A 14,823-nucleotide genomic window follows, 5' to 3' on the forward strand; every position below is an offset into this window, starting at 1 on the left:
AGATTAAATGAACCTCAACAGCGCTGTTTTCGTTGCAAGCTTGCCACAGCTGCCTGCTATTTGTGACAAGCTGGCTCAAACAACGGTATAAGTGTGTGGCGTTTAGTTGCCGGTAATCTTTTTGCGATGTAACTGGCTCATAGGTTTTTCAAACATGATGGCGAAGCGTCATGAAAACAGTTGTCGTGATCGTGTTTGATAAGCCCAAATCCCCCAAATATGACTTGATGCCCGAGAGTTTGAAGATATGACCGTTAAACATGCGACTTTAGTAACCGTATTGATGCTTTCCGGTATTCTATTCATGGCAGCAGGCATTTTTTCCGTTGATGCCGGCGATCAGGTTTCCAGCGACGGTTACGGCGTTTCGGTTTCACACCGCCATTAATTAAAGATTTAAAAGCCCTGTTTACTCAATCAGTGACAGGGCTTTCTGTTGCGACACCTCTTTGCAGAGCGCGCAGTTGGGCAGTTCTTTCGCGCATCATGGCGCGCTGCTTTTTATCCATTTGCACTTCCAGAAAACTGATATGTGAAGCAGCGGCTTTTGCGGCGGCTTCTTTGTCTCCGGCCATAATGGCTAAATAAATCGCTTTGTGCTGATTAAGCAGACGGGTGGATGATTCGGCACTGTCGTAAACGATGCTGCGATTATAAAACACACCATCATTCAAAAGCTGGTAGCACGAGCGCAATGTGTGCAAGAGCACAATATTATGGGCGCATTCACCCACAGCATTGTGAAACTCCACATCCAGTTTTGCTTCCCAAACATAGTCTTTTGCCAGATGCGCCTTTTTCATGCTCTCCATCAAATCGGTGAGCAAAGCTTTGTCGGCGCTGGTGGCACGTTCCGCCGCATATTGTGCGGCGATACTTTCAATCTCGCGGCGATATTCCAGATAGTCTACGGCTGCCTTGTGGTGAGCGGTAAAAAGTTTGACCACCGGTTCGCTGAACACTTGCCCGATAACATTGGCAACGGAAGTGCCGTCACCATGACGGGTGACAACCAGACCCGAAAGCTCCAGCTGTTTTAAAGCATCGCGCAAAATCGGGCGCGAGACATCAAATTGCAGCGCCAATTCGCGTTCAGAGGGCAGCCGATCACCACCGCGCAGCACGCCCTCCAAAATCAACGCCTCGATCTGGCGCACCACCTCATCCGAGGTTTTGCTCGATTTGATCGTGGTAAAGATCGTGGGACTGCTGGTCTCTGTCATGGATTAAGCTTTACTTTGAAAATCATATGGACGGCGTTTGTTTTTGGTGGTGTTCGGGGTAAATGCCGCTGTCCCAATAAGGCACCGTGCCATAAAGTTCTGCCAGATAATCAATAAACAAACGTACTTTGGCCGGCAAAAATTGCCGTGAAGGATAAACCGCATGGATCGCCACATTGCGCGAGGCAGTATAAGCGGGCAGCACTTGCACCAGTTTGCCGGCCGCCAATTCGGGGCCGATATCCCATGTGGAGCGCTGGGCAATGCCGATGCCAGCTAATACCGCTTCGCGCACTACTTCACTTGAATTGGTTTGCAACGGGCCGGACGGGCGCAACACGACAGGGCCGTTGGGGCCTTCCAGCCGCCAGGCTTCATTATTGTGTGGTGCCAAACAAGAATGCTGACCAAGATCATCAAACGTTTGCGGCATTCCGTGGGTTGCAATATAATGCGGTGAGGCCACAAGAATGCGTGTAACAGGTGCGAGCCTTCGTGCCACAAGGGTCGAATCGGAGAGTTCACCAATGCGGATGGCTAGATCATAGCCGTCGCCTACAATGTCTACCAACTCATCCGACAGCATCATATTGATGGTGAGGTCGGAATTTCCCCGCATGAAGGGTTCGAGATGCGGGGCAATATGCATACGGCCAAAAGAGGTGGGAACCGAGATTTTCAATGTGCCGCGCGCATCTTGTGAGCGCCGCGCCACAAAATCTTCTGCCTCTTCAATGCCGGCGAGAATACCTAAAATCCGCTCATAATAACCCTGTCCTGCCTCGGTCAGGGCAATCTGGCGTGTGGTGCGCTGCAACAGACGTGTGCCCAGTCTTTCTTCCAAACGGCTGAGGCGTTTGGAAACAACGGCGGGTGAAAGGCTCAACTCGCGCGCCGCCGCCGACATGCTGCCGCTGGAAACAACACGCGCAAAAATTTCCATATCAGCCAGATTGCTCATTTTGCTCCGTCAGGATTTTAAAGGTTACGCTCGTTGGTGCAGCTCAAGATAACTCATTTTCAATATAACATTGGGTCAGATGTAAACTTAATCCTCCTTTGAGTGCAAGTCATCCGGTTTTCATGTGACGTGCAACAGGCTAAACTGCTTTTTCTATAGGGGAGTGAGGCAGTTTGTCCGCTGGTAAAATTAATTTACCACTTGACGGCGAGCGTGCCAAATGCACTTTGGCGTGAGGAGGCTCTCATGAGTGGATTGGTAATGCCTGCGCTTGATGAAAAGGTCATGGCGCGACGCGATGAAATTATTGCAGCTTTGCGTGCGATTGTACCGGGAGAAGGTGTAGTTGACAGCACCAATGCGATGCGCGTTTTTGAAAGCGACGCACTGACCGCCTATCGGCAACTGCCTTTAGTGGTGGTCTTGCCGGAAACGGTTGAGCAAGTGTCGCAAATCTTGCGCTATTGCTATGAAAATACGATCCGTGTTGTACCGCGTGGCGCTGGCACCTCGCTTTCCGGCGGCTCATTGCCATTGGGTGATGCGGTGCTGTTGGTGATGTCGCGGTTCAATCGCATTTTGCAGGTCGATTACCCTAACCGCGTCGCTGTTGTGCAGCCCGGTGTCACCAATTTAGGGATTACCAAAGCGGTGGAGCATGAGGGCTTTTATTATGCGCCTGATCCATCCTCCCAGATTGCCTGTTCTATCGGTGGCAATATTGCTGAAAACTCTGGTGGTGTGCATTGTCTCAAATATGGCCTGACCGCCAATAATGTGCTCGGCCTTGAAGTTGTGTTGATCAGTGGTGAAGTGCTTCGTATCGGTGGTAAGCATTTGGATAGCGAAGCCTATGATATGATGGGGCTGATGACCGGATCGGAAGGTTTGCTGGGTGTAGTGACAGAAGTCACGGTGCGGATTTTGCAAAAACCGGAAGTGGCACGCGCGGTATTGATCGGCTTTCCATCCAGCGAGCAGGCGGGTGTCTGTGTCGCAGAAATTATCGGTGCCGGTATTATTCCTGGCGGCATGGAAATGATGGATCGTCCAGCGATTAAAGCCGCAGAAGATTTCGTTAAAGTCGGCTATCCGCTCGATGTCGAAGCGCTGCTGATTGTGGAACTCGACGGGCCACCGGTTGAGGTCGATTATCTGATTGAAATGGTGGAAGCGATTGCACAGCGTAATGGCTCTACCACCTGTCAGCTGTCACGCTCCGAAGAAGAACGCAATGCGTTCTGGGCAGGGCGCAAGGCGGCTTTTCCGGCGGTCGGACGTATTTCGCCGGATTATTTATGCATGGATGGCACGATTCCACGCAAAGCTTTGCCGGAAGTGCTGGCTGGTATGCGTGAAATGTCAGAACGTCACGGGCTTCGTGTCGCCAATGTGTTCCATGCCGGTGACGGCAATCTGCATCCGCTGATTTTATATGATGCGAATATTCCGGGTGAATTGCAGGCAGCCGAAGAATTCGGTGCTGATATTTTGCGCCTTTGCGTCAAGGTTGGCGGTGTGTTGACCGGTGAGCACGGCGTGGGTGTTGAAAAACGTGACCTGATGCCGGAAATGTTCAACGAGATTGATCTGGATCACCAGATGCGGGTGAAATGCGCATTTGACGAAAAACATTTGCTCAATCCGGGCAAGGTTTTTCCGCAATTGCGCCGCTGCGCCGAGCTTGGCCGCATGCATGTGCATCGTGGTAAACTGGCATTTCCTGATTTACCGCGTTTTTGAACCGAGATAATTATGACGATTTTTCATCCTCAAGACGAAGCCGCGGTTATTGAAGCAGTGAGCCATGCTGTCGGCACGGGCGAAACACTGGAAATTATCGGCCAAGGCTCTAAACGGGCGCAAGGCCGCGTGATCAGCACCGAGCATGTGCTGGATATGTCCGGCCTTACCGGCATCACTTTATATGAGCCGGATGAGCTGGTGATCAGCGCCAAGGCTGGCACACCACTGACAGAGATTGAAGCCCTGCTTGCGCAAAACAATCAATCATTTCAATTCGAGCCGATGGATTATGGCCCTTTGCTGGGGCAGCCTTCGGGAAAAGGCACCATTGGCGGCATGCTGGCCACCAATCTGACCGGCCCGCGCCGTATCAAATCAGGCTCGGCACGCGATCATATTTTGGGTGTGCGGGTGGTATCGGGCCGTGCTGAATTGTTTAAATCCGGTGGTCGTGTGGTCAAAAACGTAACCGGTTATGACCTTTCCAAAGGCATGGCCAATTCTTGGGGCACTTTGGGGGCATTGACTGAAGTGACATTTAAGGTGCTTCCGGTGCCGGAAACATTTGCCACATTGGCGGTGCGTGGGCTGGATGATGAGCAAGCCGCAAAAATCATGGCGATGGCGATGGGCTCATGCGAGGAAGTCGCATCTGCCGCGCATTTGCCGGTCAGTGTTGTCTGGCGGTTTTTAGATGGGGCTTTGGGCGCAAAATCCGCCACCGTCTTGCGGCTTGAAGGCTTTGCACCATCGGTCAAGCATCGTTGCAAGCAGCTGCAAGATCTGCTTGGCGGTGAAATAGAAGTGCTGGATGAAGCACAATCCGTCACGCTTTGGCGTGAAATCAGGGATGTTTTGCCCTTCGTTGATAAAGGCTTACGCGCGGTTTGGCGGGTTTCGATGACGCCGATGATGGCGCATCAAATGGTCGCGGAACTGCGCCTTCACACTGGCGTTGATGCTTTTTATGACTGGCAGGGCGGCTTGGCCTGGCTTCGTATGGAAGCTGATCCGGAAGCCGTATTATTGCGTAAACTGATTGCCAAATATGGTGGCGGTCACGCCACTTTGGTGCGTGGCACTGAAGAGATGCGCAAGAGTGTTGACGTTTTTGAGCCGCAGCCAAAAGCTATGGCACTGCTGAGTGAGCGGTTGCGGGCGCAATTTGACCCCGAGCGTATTCTCAATCCGGGTCGTATCTATCCGTTTGAAAATCAGGCTGGAGCTTAAAATATGCAGACGAATTTCAGCCCTGAACAATTGCTTGATCCGGCAGTGAATGAAGCAGAAAAAATCTTACGCAAATGCGTGCATTGCGGTTTTTGTACCGCCACTTGCCCGACCTATGTGACGCTTGGTAATGAGTTGGACAGTCCGCGTGGTCGTATTTATTTGATCAAAGACATGCTGGAAAACGGCCGTGACGCGGATGAGGAAATCGTGCGTCATGTCGATCGTTGCCTGTCTTGCCTTTCCTGCATGAGCACATGTCCGTCCGGTGTTAATTATATGCATCTGGTTGATCATGCGCGCGCCCATATTGAAAAGACCTATCAACGCCCGTTGATGAACCGCATCACACGCGGTATTTTGGCGAAAATTCTACCCTATCCGGCGCGTTTCCGTTTGGCACTACGCATGGCAAAGCTTGGCCGCCCTTTGGCGCCTGTGTTTGATAAATTCGATGCACTGAAACCTTATGCAGCGATGCTGCGCTTGGCACCCTCTGAAATCGCGCCAAAATCTACGCTTGAGCCTGTAAAGCCGCAACAGAGCCGTGGACGTGTGGCGATTTTAAACGGTTGTGCCCAGCCGGTGCTCAAACCTGGCATTAATGAAGCGACTTTACGCCTTCTCGCGCGTTTTAATATTGAAGTGGTGATGCCGAAGGGCGAGGGCTGCTGCGGCTCATTGGTGCATCATATGGGGCGCGAAGAAGAAGCGCTGCAACAGGCGCGCCATAATGTAGATGTGTGGACACGCGAGATTGAAGCAGGCGGCTTGGACGCCATCATCATCACCGCTTCTGGCTGCGGTACCACTATTAAAGATTACGGTTATATGCTGCGTCTGGATGAAAAATATGCGCAAAAAGCTGCACGCGTTTCGGCACTCGCCAAAGATATTACCGAATATTTGGTGACGCTCGAACTGCCGAAGCCGGAAAGCCCGAAAGCTTTAAGCGTTGCTTATCATTCGGCCTGTTCGATGCAGCACGGGCAGAAAATTACCCGTCAGCCAAAAGATTTGCTGGTGCAGGCAGGCTTTGAAGTGCGCGAACCATTGGAAGGGCATCTGTGCTGTGGTTCCGCCGGAACCTACAATATTATGCAGCCGGAAATTGCCGCGAAATTACGGACACGAAAAGTGGGAAATATTGAAGCATCCGGTGCAGCTTTGATTGCCACAGGTAATATTGGTTGCATGACACAGATTGCGGGCGGCACTGGTTTGCCGATTGTGCACACTGTCGAGCTACTCGACTGGGCATATGGCGGGCCAAAGCCGGTGGAACTGAGTGCTTTGGCGGCTTAATTCAGGCGATAAAAGTTAAAATATTAATGCTGAGCGGCATGGGTTGTGATTTTCACGACCTGTGCCGTTTGTGTTGTGGCACTGGCCAGAACAGCTGTTGCCGAAACCGCAGAAACGCTGACTGCAAAGACTGAAGCGATTAATAAAAGATGTCTTGGCTGCATGAGGGTAAATCCTGAAAGCACTGATGTAATCACATGATCATCGCTGATAAACCCAACCGAATAGTAAACGTCTTTGTGCGATCTGATGTGAAATTTTAAATAATCAGCAAGTTTGCGAATTGTAGTTAGCCTGATCTTATGATTTGTGGTTAAAAAGATTTTAAAATGGTGATTTTTGAAGGTGTAGTCCGTGAGTGATAGTGTGCAGACCTGCGGGAACGGCTTAGCAGCCGGACTTATTAAAGGTGAAGACCAGAAAATTCGTTGTTTCTGGCCGGGAACACTGCCTGATTATCTCCATTATCATGATCATGAATGGGGGCATCCCGTCGATAGCGATCAGCGCCTGTTTGAAAAGATTTGTTTGGAAGGTTTTCAGTCCGGTTTGTCATGGCTGACGATTTTGCGCAAACGTGAAAATTTCCGCGCTGCCTTTGATGGTTTCGATTTTGAAAAGATTGCGCTTTATGGTGAAGATGATGTGACGCGGTTGCTGGGCAATGCAGGTATTGTCCGCCATCAGGGCAAAATCCGCTCTACCATCAACAATGCCAAACGCGCGATTGAACTGGTTGCGGAAAAAGGCTCGTTGGCTGCTTATTTCTGGAGCTTTGAGCCGGATGAAAAAGACCGTCCTGAGGTGATGGATTACCCGACGCTCATTGCCAATCCGACCTCGGCGACTTCGACGAAAATCTCCAAAGATTTGAAGAAACGTGGCTGGTCATTTGTGGGGCCGACAACGGTTTATGCTTTCATGCAAGCGATGGGGATGATCAATGATCATATTGATGGTTGCCATTGCCGCGACAAGATTGATGCTATGCGAGCGGCGTTCAAGCGTCCTGTCGCTTGATTGATGCCAGCTTTGTATAGTTAATTGACGATAAGTACCCTTGCCGCACCGGTTTTGATCGGTTAGGAAACGGACAGGGAAAATCGGCACTGCGCCGCGATAATTAAGTAATAACCAGTGATTGGGCATGAGATATGACGGATAAAACCGCTAAAATGAAAGCGCGTTTGCCACGTGGATTTGTTGACCGGGTGCCGGAGGATTTGCGCGCTGCCGAAAAGATGCTGGCGACTATCCGTTCTGTCTATGAATTATATGGCTTTGAGCCGATCGAAACACCGCTGGTGGAATATACCGATGCGCTGGGCAAGTTCCTGCCTGATCAGGATCGCCCGAATGAAGGCGTGTTTTCGCTCCAAGATGATGATGAACAATGGCTGTCGCTGCGTTATGATCTGACCGCGCCGCTTGCCCGTCATGTCGCCGAAAATTTCAATGAAATTCAACTGCCGTTCCGTACCTATCGCAACGGTTGGGTGTTCCGCAACGAAAAGCCGGGGCCTGGCCGTTTTCGTCAATTCATGCAGTTTGATGCCGATACAGTTGGCGCGCCGGGTGTCGCGGCTGACGCGGAAATGTGCATGATGGCTGCCGATACGCTGGAGCGTTTGGGCATTCAACGTGGTGATTATGTTATCCGCGTTAACAACCGCAAAGTGCTCGACGGTGTGTTGGAAGCCATTGGCTTGGCCGGTGATGAAAATGCAAATCGCCGCCTTAACGTGCTGCGCGCTGTCGATAAGCTCGATAAATTCGGCGAAGAAGGCGTGAAGCTGCTGCTCGGCGAGGGCCGCCGTGATGAATCGGGCGACTTTACCAAAGGTGCCGGACTGGATGCGGCAGCGATTGCCAAAGTGCTCGAATTTACCGCAGCAGGCAGTGAAGACGGCCAAGAAACCATCACTAATTTGCGCAAAGTGGTTGAAGGCAATGCCCGCGGTGTTGAAGGCGTTGAAGAGCTTGCTCAAATGCAGGCACTTTTTGATGCTGGCAACTATCAGGGGCGCGTGAAAATCGATCCGTCGGTTGTGCGCGGTCTCGAATATTATACCGGCCCTGTGTATGAAGCCGAACTGCAATTTGATGTCACTAATGAAAAAGGTGAAAAAGTTGTATTCGGTTCCGTTGGCGGCGGTGGCCGTTATGACGGTCTGGTGTCGCGCTTCCGTGGCCAGCCTGTTCCGGCAACCGGTTTTTCCATTGGTGTGTCACGTTTGATGACCGCTTTGAAGAATCTTGGGCAGCTTGGACAGGAAGAGACCATTGCACCGGTTCTCGTCACCGTCATGGATGGTGATGCGCAAAGCTTGGGCCATTATCAGAAATTTACCCAGAGCCTTCGTGATGCGGGTATCCGCGCCGAGATGTATCAGGGCAATTGGAAGAAATTCGGAAATCAGTTGAAATATGCAGACCGGCGCAATTCGCCGCTTGCGATCATTCAAGGTGGTGATGAGCGCGCACTTGGCGAAGTGCAGATTAAAGATCTGATCGAAGGCAAGCGCCTTTCCGGTGAGATTGAAAGCAATGAAGAGTGGCGCGCCAGCCGTCCGGCTCAGGTCACTGTCAAAGAGCCGGATTTGGTAGCCGAGGTTCAAAAAATCTTGGCCGCTCAAGCAGAAGACCGCGCGAAAGGTTTGAGTTAATCGCATGACGGGTAATTCTTCTCTTATTCGTGGTCTTTCTTCCGCGCTGACAAGCATGGAAGCGGATCTGGTATCCATTCCGCTGATCCAGCCTGCCGATCCGTTTTTGGATATGGCGGGTGAAGATTTGCGCAGACGTATTTTTCTCACTGAAAATGAGAATGGTGACAGTCTGTGCTTGCGACCGGAGTTTACGATACCCGTCTGCCGTAATCATATTGCTTTGAATGCCGCCACACCAAAGCGTTACGCTTATCTGGGCGAAGTGTTCCGCCAGCGCCGTGATGGTGCGAGCGAATTTTTGCAAGCTGGCATTGAAGATTTGGGCGCCGCTGATGAAGCGGCCTCCGATGCGCGCTCTATTGCCGATGCGCTGGCTTGCGTTAAAGCAGCTGCTCCTGATGTAAGATTCGACATTGTGCTAGGCGATCAGGCGGTTTTTGCAGCGCTTGTGAAGGCACTCGGCCTGCCGCAAGGCTGGCGTAAAAAGCTGTTACGTGCTTTTGGTGATGAAAAAGGTCTGGCGGCAACTTTGGCGGATTTATCAGCACCCCAACCGCAGGATCAGTTGCCTGACAATATCATGGCTCTTATCGCAGAGGGTGATGAAGCAGGATTGGCGCAAGTGCTGGAACTGGAAATGCAGGAGGCCGGAATTTCGCCCTCGGGCGGACGCACCCCTGCCGAAATTGCTCGTCGCCTGATTGAAAAAGAAGATTTGGCTGCCATTAAATTTCCAGCGGCTGCCTTGGCTGCTTTGCAAGGTTTCTTGGATATTCGTGCCTCGCTCAATGTGGCAACGGTTACATTACGCGCTTTTGCGGCTGATCATAATCTGGATTTGATATCGGCAATCCAGAAATTTGAAGCGCGTGCGCGTTCCATTGCCTCCAGCGGCATTGATACTGACAAGCTTATTTATGATGCCTCCTTTGGTCGTCCGCTTGATTATTACACCGGCCTTGTTTACGAAATCCGCCATACGGCAGATGGCGAAGAGCAGGTGATTGTCGGTGGCGGTCGTTATGACCGTTTGCTGACCATGCTGGGTGCCAGTGAACCAATTCCGGGTGTTGGGTTTTCTATCTGGCTTGACCGGTTGCGCAAACTTGCCGGAGAGCCGTTATGAGTGTGGTTTTAGCATTGCCGTCCAAGGGGCGGTTAAAAGAAAAATCATTGGAAATTCTCGGTGCCGCCGGTTTCAAGGTCATTTTGCCGACCGATGACCGCAGCTATCGTGCGCGCGTTGAAGGTGTGGATGATCTCGACATTTTGTTTTTGTCGGCTTCCGAAATCGCACGTGAACTTGGCTATGGTGCGGTTGATCTTGGTGTGACCGGTGAAGACCTGATCCGCGAAACTTTGGCACATGCTGATGAACGGGTGAGCATTGAAGTACCGCTGGGCTTTGGTCATGCGGATGTGGTGGTGGCGCTGCCGGAAGTGTGGCGCGATGTGACCACCATGGCTGACCTTGATGATGTGGCTGCGGATTTTCGCCAGCGTCATGGACGTCGTCTGCGTATTGCCACCAAATATTGGCGTTTGACCCAGCAGTTTTTTTCGCAAAAACACGGCATTCAGGTTTATCGTATTGTGGAAAGCTTGGGTGCCACCGAAGGTGCGCCTGCGGCAGGTTCGGCTGATATGATTGTCGATATTACCTCGACCGGCTCCACTTTGCGTGCGAATAAGCTCAAAGTGCTGGAAGATGGCGTTATTTTGCGATCACAAGCCTGTCTGGTGGCTGCGCGTCGCAATATTGATCATCCACGTGTTCAGGATGTGATTGCGCGTATTCGCCTGGGCTTGGCCAATATTGGCTGATTTATTCATATAAAACAAAAAGCCGGTCAGTTATGACCGGCTTTTTTTGTTTATGCAGGCCTGCTGCCGATCAAGCCGTAATAAGCAATATAAAGATAGCAGACAATAGGCATGATAAAGGCGAGATGCACACCGAGATAATCGGCTAGTACGCCTTGCATGAGGGGCACAATTGCGCCGCCCACAATAGCAATACATAAAACGCCGGATGCTTGGCTGGTATGTTTACCCAAACCATAAACGGCAAGGCTGAAAATGGTCGGGAACATGATTGAGTTGAATAATCCAATCGATAAAACCGCCCACATGGCAACTGAGCCATTGGTCAGCACGGTGACCAGTAGAAGTGTAATCGCCATGAAAGCATTGAAGGCAAGCACTTTGCGGCTATCGGCATAGCGCATGACAGCTGAACCGATAAAACGGCCAAGCATCGCGCCGCCCCAATAAAATGAGACATAATGGGCAGCATTTGTTTCAGGCAGATTTGCAATATCCGGCAGTGCCAGAAAATTGACCAAAAAGCTGCCAATGCTGACTTCGGCACCGACATAAAGAAAAATGCCGATTGTGCCCAAGAGCAGATGAGGATAATGCCATGCCGACCCTTCATCGACATGTTGCACTTCAATTTTGCGGCGTACGTCAGGCAGTTTCAGCACCGCAAAAACGATGGCGAGAAGCATTAATGCAAGGCTGAGCAGCAGATACGGAAAGCGCACACTATCGGCGGATGCGGCAGTTTCTGCATCCGATACGGCAGCAGACAAAATCAGATAAGAGCCGAAAAATGGTGCGATGGTCGTACCGAGCGAGTTGAAGGCTTGTGTTAAAGTTAAGCGGCTTGCAGCCGTCTCTGCTGTTCCCAAAATGGTAATATAAGGGTTGGCTGCAACCTGTAAAATAGTGACACCGGAAGCCAGCACAAAGAGTGCGCCTAAAAAGAGCTCATAGACATGGTAGGAGGCTGCGGGAATGAACAAGACACAACCGATGGCAGCCATCAGCAAGCCAACTACAATGCCCCATTTGTAAGAAATACGGCTTATTAAGGTGCTGGCGGGTACGGATACGATGAAATAAGCGCCGAAATAACAAAATTGGATCAGCATTGTCTGCGTATAATTGAGCTGAAAAACGCCTTTTAAATGCGGTATCAGAATATCATTCAGACAGGTGATGAATCCGAATAAAAAGAACAACGCCGCTAAACTGGAAAGCGCCGAAGTGTAATTTTCATGAATTGGGGAACCAGCATTGAACTGACCCTGTGAAGCCGGTGAAAGAGCCATAATAATCTCTTATTAAATAAATTAAAAACTGTGCCCTGAAGGCGGTATGGGTATTTAAAAAAATAAAAACAGGCATAAGCCAATGGGTGAAAAGCTGAGTATGAAATAAAATTAATCGGCCCAATGCGCTATTAATAATCTTTAAAATAATTCTATTTTTTATATAAGTAAATGCTAAAAAGCCGTGCTGTTAAGGCACGGCTTTTTAGAATGAAATAATATTTTTAGTTTAGCGCAGTTTGGCATCAACGGAATAGCTGCCTGCTCCATAGGCTGCAAGTGCGAGAAGACCGCCAGCGATTGCCAGATTTTTTTGTGCCATCATGACATTGAGGCCATTGGAAAAATCCATATGAGCCACCAGAATTGTTCCGATGGTAAAGAGTGCAACGATGATGGCAGCGATGCGGGTCTGGAAGCCAACCAGAATGGCAAGTCCGCCAAGAAACTCAATCAAGCCAACCAGAACTGCAGTGACAGTTGGCATTGGCAAACCTAAAGAACCGAAATAACCTGCTGTACCGGTGATTGCGGTGAGTTTGCCCCAACCGGCAAGAATAAACAGGATGGAAATAAAAATACGGCCGATAAGAACAGCTAGGCTGTTGAGATTGGAATTTGCAGTTTCACTTTGGAATGACATAGGTATCTCCGTTTGTAATTACAGATTCAATACACCTTGTATGCTGTCCATAAAAGTCAGTGCTTGGTCGACTGATTGTATCCATTTGGTGAACGACACAGCGCGGTTTAAAGTTGAAATCCGCGCTGCATATGCAAATTATCTCATTTTTTTGATGTTGGCGCCAGCATATCTTCAGGACGCACTAAACGATTATAATCGCTTTCAGAAACATGGCCACTTTTCAATGCTTCTTGTCGCAGCGTTGTGCCGTTGACATGGGCAGTTTTAGCAATTTTGGCTGCATTGTCATAACCGATTGCCGGAGCAAGCGCTGTGACCAGCATTAATGATTGTTCAAGCAGTGCCTGAATGCGAGCTTCATCGGCTTCAATACCTGCTACACAATTGTCGGCAAACGAGCGCATGGCATCGGTGAGCAGGCGAATTGATTGCAAGACATTGAAAACAATCACAGGCTTATAAACATTGAGCTCGAAATGCCCCTGACTGGCGGCAATGGTGACGGTGGTATTATTGCCGAAAATTTGGGTGGCAACCATGGTCAGGGCTTCCGCTTGTGTCGGGTTGACTTTGCCCGGCATGATGGACGAACCCGGCTCATTTTCCGGCAATTTTAATTCGCCAAGACCGGAGCGGGGGCCGGAGCCAAGAAAACGGATATCATTGGCAATTTTGAACAGATCAGCCGCCAATGCATTGAGCGCACCGTGAAATTGCACAATAGCGCCGTGGCTGGCGAGCGCTTCGAATTTATTAGGTGCGGTTTTGAAGCTCAATCCGGTAATAGTTGAGACAGCATCGGCAAAACCGGTGTCAAAACCTTCCGGCGCATTGAGACCGGTACCAACCGCAGTGCCGCCTTGTGCCAACAACATCACATCTTCAAGGCTCTGTTTGATGCGGTGTTCGGCATATTCAAGTGCTGCACGATAGCCGGAAAATTCCTGACCCAGAGTAACGGGTGTTGCATCCTGCGTATGGGTACGCCCGATCTTGATGATCTCTGCAAAGGCGTTTTCTTTGTCTTTGATATGCTTGGTCAGATAGGCAAGCGAAGGCAGCAGCTTGTTGACCGTTTCCATCGCTGTTGCAATGTGAATGGCAGTCGGGAATGTATCATTCGAAGACTGGCTCATATTGACGTGATCGTTAGGGTGCACCGGTTTTTTGCTACCCATCTCGCCGCCCATCAGTTCGATGGCACGGTTGGAAATCACTTCATTGGCATTCATATTGGATTGGGTGCCGGAACCAGTTTGCCAGACAACGAGCGGAAAATGGTCATCAAAATCACCATTGACGACTTCGGCAGCGGCGATGGTGATGACACGACCTAACACCGGATCAAGTTTGCCAAGCTCCATATTGGTTTCGGCGGCAGCCTGTTTGACAATGCCGAGCGCGTGGATGAGGGGAAAGGGCAGGCGCTCGCCGCCAATTTTGAAATTATGCAATGAGCGTTCGGTTTGTGCGCCCCAATATCGATCCCGAGCAACTTCAATCGGACCAAAACTATCGGTTTCAACGCGGGTAGCAGTCATTCCGGAACTCCGTTTTTCATCAAAGATCAGATGGGAAAGATCAGATGGGATTGTCTACATGCGCCGGTTTCATCGCATGAGAATTTAAAACCAAGATGGACAGGCGGAGAAAGAGTATCAGAAAGCCGCTTGGGATCAGGCCTCTTGTTCATCCTCATCCTCGATAATCCATAAAACCGGTTCGATTTTTTTCTGGGTTTTGCTGTCGGTGAAAATCCACCAGCCGGTGTCATTTTCATCCCAGTCTCCGCCGCTCAGTTTAAGCTTATCCAAAGCGCGAAATTGTGCGACCGACTCGTTGATCTGGTCGTCTTCATCCATCCACTGCACCAAAATCTTGGTACCGTCTTGCGGGGCTGTGCTGATAGGGTGTTCTTTGCGCATGC

At 50.3% G+C, this 14,823-nt stretch carries 15 protein-coding genes; 8 read left to right on the forward strand and 7 right to left on the reverse strand.

Annotated features, from left to right (window positions below; translation table 11 throughout):
• Positions 1–247 precede the first annotated feature (247 nt).
• Positions 248–388 (forward strand): hypothetical protein, encoded by a 141-nt coding sequence (locus ACI0FR_RS03870; RefSeq protein WP_404906503.1) that lies wholly within the window; start codon positions 248–250, stop codon positions 386–388.
• 25 nt (positions 389–413) lie between these two features.
• Here the strand turns inward: ACI0FR_RS03870 and ACI0FR_RS03875 are convergent, their stop codons facing one another.
• On the reverse strand, positions 414–1,223 hold the full coding sequence (locus ACI0FR_RS03875; RefSeq protein ID WP_404906502.1) for an FCD domain-containing protein: 810 nt from the start codon (positions 1,221–1,223) through the stop codon (positions 414–416).
• 22 nt (positions 1,224–1,245) lie between these two features.
• Positions 1,246–2,184, reverse strand: a complete 939-nt coding sequence (locus tag ACI0FR_RS03880) for a LysR family transcriptional regulator (RefSeq protein ID WP_374829549.1) — start codon at positions 2,182–2,184, stop codon at positions 1,246–1,248.
• A 246-nt stretch (positions 2,185–2,430) separates the two neighbouring features.
• Between ACI0FR_RS03880 and ACI0FR_RS03885 the strand changes: the two genes are divergently transcribed.
• From ACI0FR_RS03885 to glcF, 3 genes are read left to right on the forward strand one after another with little or no spacing between them, the layout of a single operon-like run.
• The gene (locus ACI0FR_RS03885) at positions 2,431–3,927 is read left to right on the forward strand and encodes an FAD-linked oxidase C-terminal domain-containing protein (RefSeq protein WP_404906501.1); all 1,497 of its coding nucleotides are present in this window, start codon (positions 2,431–2,433) and stop codon (positions 3,925–3,927) included.
• Positions 3,928–3,939: 12 nt separating this feature from the next.
• Positions 3,940–5,160: a glycolate oxidase subunit GlcE gene (glcE, locus tag ACI0FR_RS03890; RefSeq protein ID WP_404906499.1), complete on the forward strand. Its 1,221-nt coding sequence runs from the start codon at positions 3,940–3,942 to the stop codon at positions 5,158–5,160.
• Positions 5,161–5,163: 3 nt separating this feature from the next.
• Entirely contained in the window at positions 5,164–6,465 is a 1,302-nt protein-coding gene (gene glcF / locus ACI0FR_RS03895; protein ID WP_404906498.1) for a glycolate oxidase subunit GlcF, read from the forward strand.
• Positions 6,466–6,488: 23 nt separating this feature from the next.
• Here glcF and ACI0FR_RS03900 read toward each other — a convergent pair whose 3' ends face one another.
• Positions 6,489–6,629 carry a hypothetical protein gene (locus ACI0FR_RS03900; protein WP_374829557.1) on the reverse strand — a complete coding sequence of 47 codons (141 nt, stop codon included), beginning with the start codon at positions 6,627–6,629 and terminating at the stop codon, positions 6,489–6,491.
• A 190-nt stretch (positions 6,630–6,819) separates the two neighbouring features.
• Here ACI0FR_RS03900 and ACI0FR_RS03905 point away from each other — a divergent pair, with 190 nt between their 5' ends.
• From ACI0FR_RS03905 to hisG, 4 genes are all read left to right on the forward strand, one after another.
• Positions 6,820–7,485: a DNA-3-methyladenine glycosylase I gene (locus ACI0FR_RS03905; protein ID WP_404906497.1), complete on the forward strand. Its 666-nt coding sequence runs from the start codon at positions 6,820–6,822 to the stop codon at positions 7,483–7,485.
• A 134-nt stretch (positions 7,486–7,619) separates the two neighbouring features.
• Positions 7,620–9,131 (forward strand): histidine--tRNA ligase, encoded by a 1,512-nt coding sequence (gene hisS, locus ACI0FR_RS03910; RefSeq protein WP_404906496.1) that lies wholly within the window; start codon positions 7,620–7,622, stop codon positions 9,129–9,131.
• A 4-nt stretch (positions 9,132–9,135) separates the two neighbouring features.
• Positions 9,136–10,260, forward strand: coding sequence for an ATP phosphoribosyltransferase regulatory subunit (locus ACI0FR_RS03915; RefSeq protein ID WP_404906495.1), 1,125 nt, complete (start codon positions 9,136–9,138; stop codon positions 10,258–10,260).
• The gene (gene hisG, locus ACI0FR_RS03920; RefSeq protein ID WP_404906493.1) at positions 10,257–10,958 is read left to right on the forward strand and encodes an ATP phosphoribosyltransferase; all 702 of its coding nucleotides are present in this window, start codon (positions 10,257–10,259) and stop codon (positions 10,956–10,958) included. Before ACI0FR_RS03915 ends, hisG begins: the two co-directional genes overlap by 4 nt.
• Positions 10,959–11,008: 50 nt before the next feature.
• Here the strand turns inward: hisG and ACI0FR_RS03925 are convergent, their stop codons facing one another.
• The 4 genes from ACI0FR_RS03925 to ACI0FR_RS03940 all read right to left on the reverse strand — a co-directional run bounded on the left by ACI0FR_RS03925 (position 11,009) and on the right by ACI0FR_RS03940 (position 14,821).
• The gene (locus ACI0FR_RS03925; protein ID WP_404906492.1) at positions 11,009–12,250 is read right to left on the reverse strand and encodes a sugar MFS transporter; all 1,242 of its coding nucleotides are present in this window, start codon (positions 12,248–12,250) and stop codon (positions 11,009–11,011) included.
• Positions 12,251–12,479: 229 nt separating this feature from the next.
• Positions 12,480–12,893, reverse strand: a complete 414-nt coding sequence (locus ACI0FR_RS03930; protein WP_374829569.1) for a DoxX family protein — start codon at positions 12,891–12,893, stop codon at positions 12,480–12,482.
• Between the two features lie 143 nt (positions 12,894–13,036).
• Positions 13,037–14,437, reverse strand: coding sequence for a class II fumarate hydratase (gene fumC / locus ACI0FR_RS03935; RefSeq protein WP_404906491.1), 1,401 nt, complete (start codon positions 14,435–14,437; stop codon positions 13,037–13,039).
• A gap of 135 nt (positions 14,438–14,572) precedes the next feature.
• Positions 14,573–14,821: a hypothetical protein gene (locus tag ACI0FR_RS03940; RefSeq protein WP_374829573.1), complete on the reverse strand. Its 249-nt coding sequence runs from the start codon at positions 14,819–14,821 to the stop codon at positions 14,573–14,575.
• Between the last annotated feature and the right edge of the window lie 2 nt (positions 14,822–14,823).

The sequence above is a fragment of the Paenochrobactrum sp. BZR 201-1 genome (genome assembly GCF_044987585.2).
In the GTDB taxonomy this organism is placed as follows: domain Bacteria; phylum Pseudomonadota; class Alphaproteobacteria; order Rhizobiales; family Rhizobiaceae; genus Paenochrobactrum; species Paenochrobactrum pullorum.

Bases quoted from the DNA above. Each gene is read 5' to 3' on its own strand.
- ACI0FR_RS03870 (WP_404906503.1), top strand. From the start codon at position 248: ATGACCGTTAAACATGCGACTTTAGTAACCGTATTGATGCTTTCCGGT.
- ACI0FR_RS03875 (WP_404906502.1), bottom strand. From the start codon at position 1,223: ATGACAGAGACCAGCAGTCCCACGATCTTTACCACGATCAAATCGAGC.
- ACI0FR_RS03880 (WP_374829549.1), bottom strand. From the start codon at position 2,184: ATGAGCAATCTGGCTGATATGGAAATTTTTGCGCGTGTTGTTTCCAGC.
- ACI0FR_RS03885 (WP_404906501.1), top strand. From the start codon at position 2,431: ATGAGTGGATTGGTAATGCCTGCGCTTGATGAAAAGGTCATGGCGCGA.
- glcE (WP_404906499.1), top strand. From the start codon at position 3,940: ATGACGATTTTTCATCCTCAAGACGAAGCCGCGGTTATTGAAGCAGTG.
- glcF (WP_404906498.1), top strand. From the start codon at position 5,164: ATGCAGACGAATTTCAGCCCTGAACAATTGCTTGATCCGGCAGTGAAT.
- ACI0FR_RS03900 (WP_374829557.1), bottom strand. From the start codon at position 6,629: ATGCAGCCAAGACATCTTTTATTAATCGCTTCAGTCTTTGCAGTCAGC.
- hisS (WP_404906496.1), top strand. From the start codon at position 7,620: ATGACGGATAAAACCGCTAAAATGAAAGCGCGTTTGCCACGTGGATTT.
- ACI0FR_RS03915 (WP_404906495.1), top strand. From the start codon at position 9,136: ATGACGGGTAATTCTTCTCTTATTCGTGGTCTTTCTTCCGCGCTGACA.
- hisG (WP_404906493.1), top strand. From the start codon at position 10,257: ATGAGTGTGGTTTTAGCATTGCCGTCCAAGGGGCGGTTAAAAGAAAAA.
- ACI0FR_RS03925 (WP_404906492.1), bottom strand. From the start codon at position 12,250: ATGGCTCTTTCACCGGCTTCACAGGGTCAGTTCAATGCTGGTTCCCCA.
- ACI0FR_RS03930 (WP_374829569.1), bottom strand. From the start codon at position 12,893: ATGTCATTCCAAAGTGAAACTGCAAATTCCAATCTCAACAGCCTAGCT.
- fumC (WP_404906491.1), bottom strand. From the start codon at position 14,437: ATGACTGCTACCCGCGTTGAAACCGATAGTTTTGGTCCGATTGAAGTT.
- ACI0FR_RS03940 (WP_374829573.1), bottom strand. From the start codon at position 14,821: ATGCGCAAAGAACACCCTATCAGCACAGCCCCGCAAGACGGTACCAAG.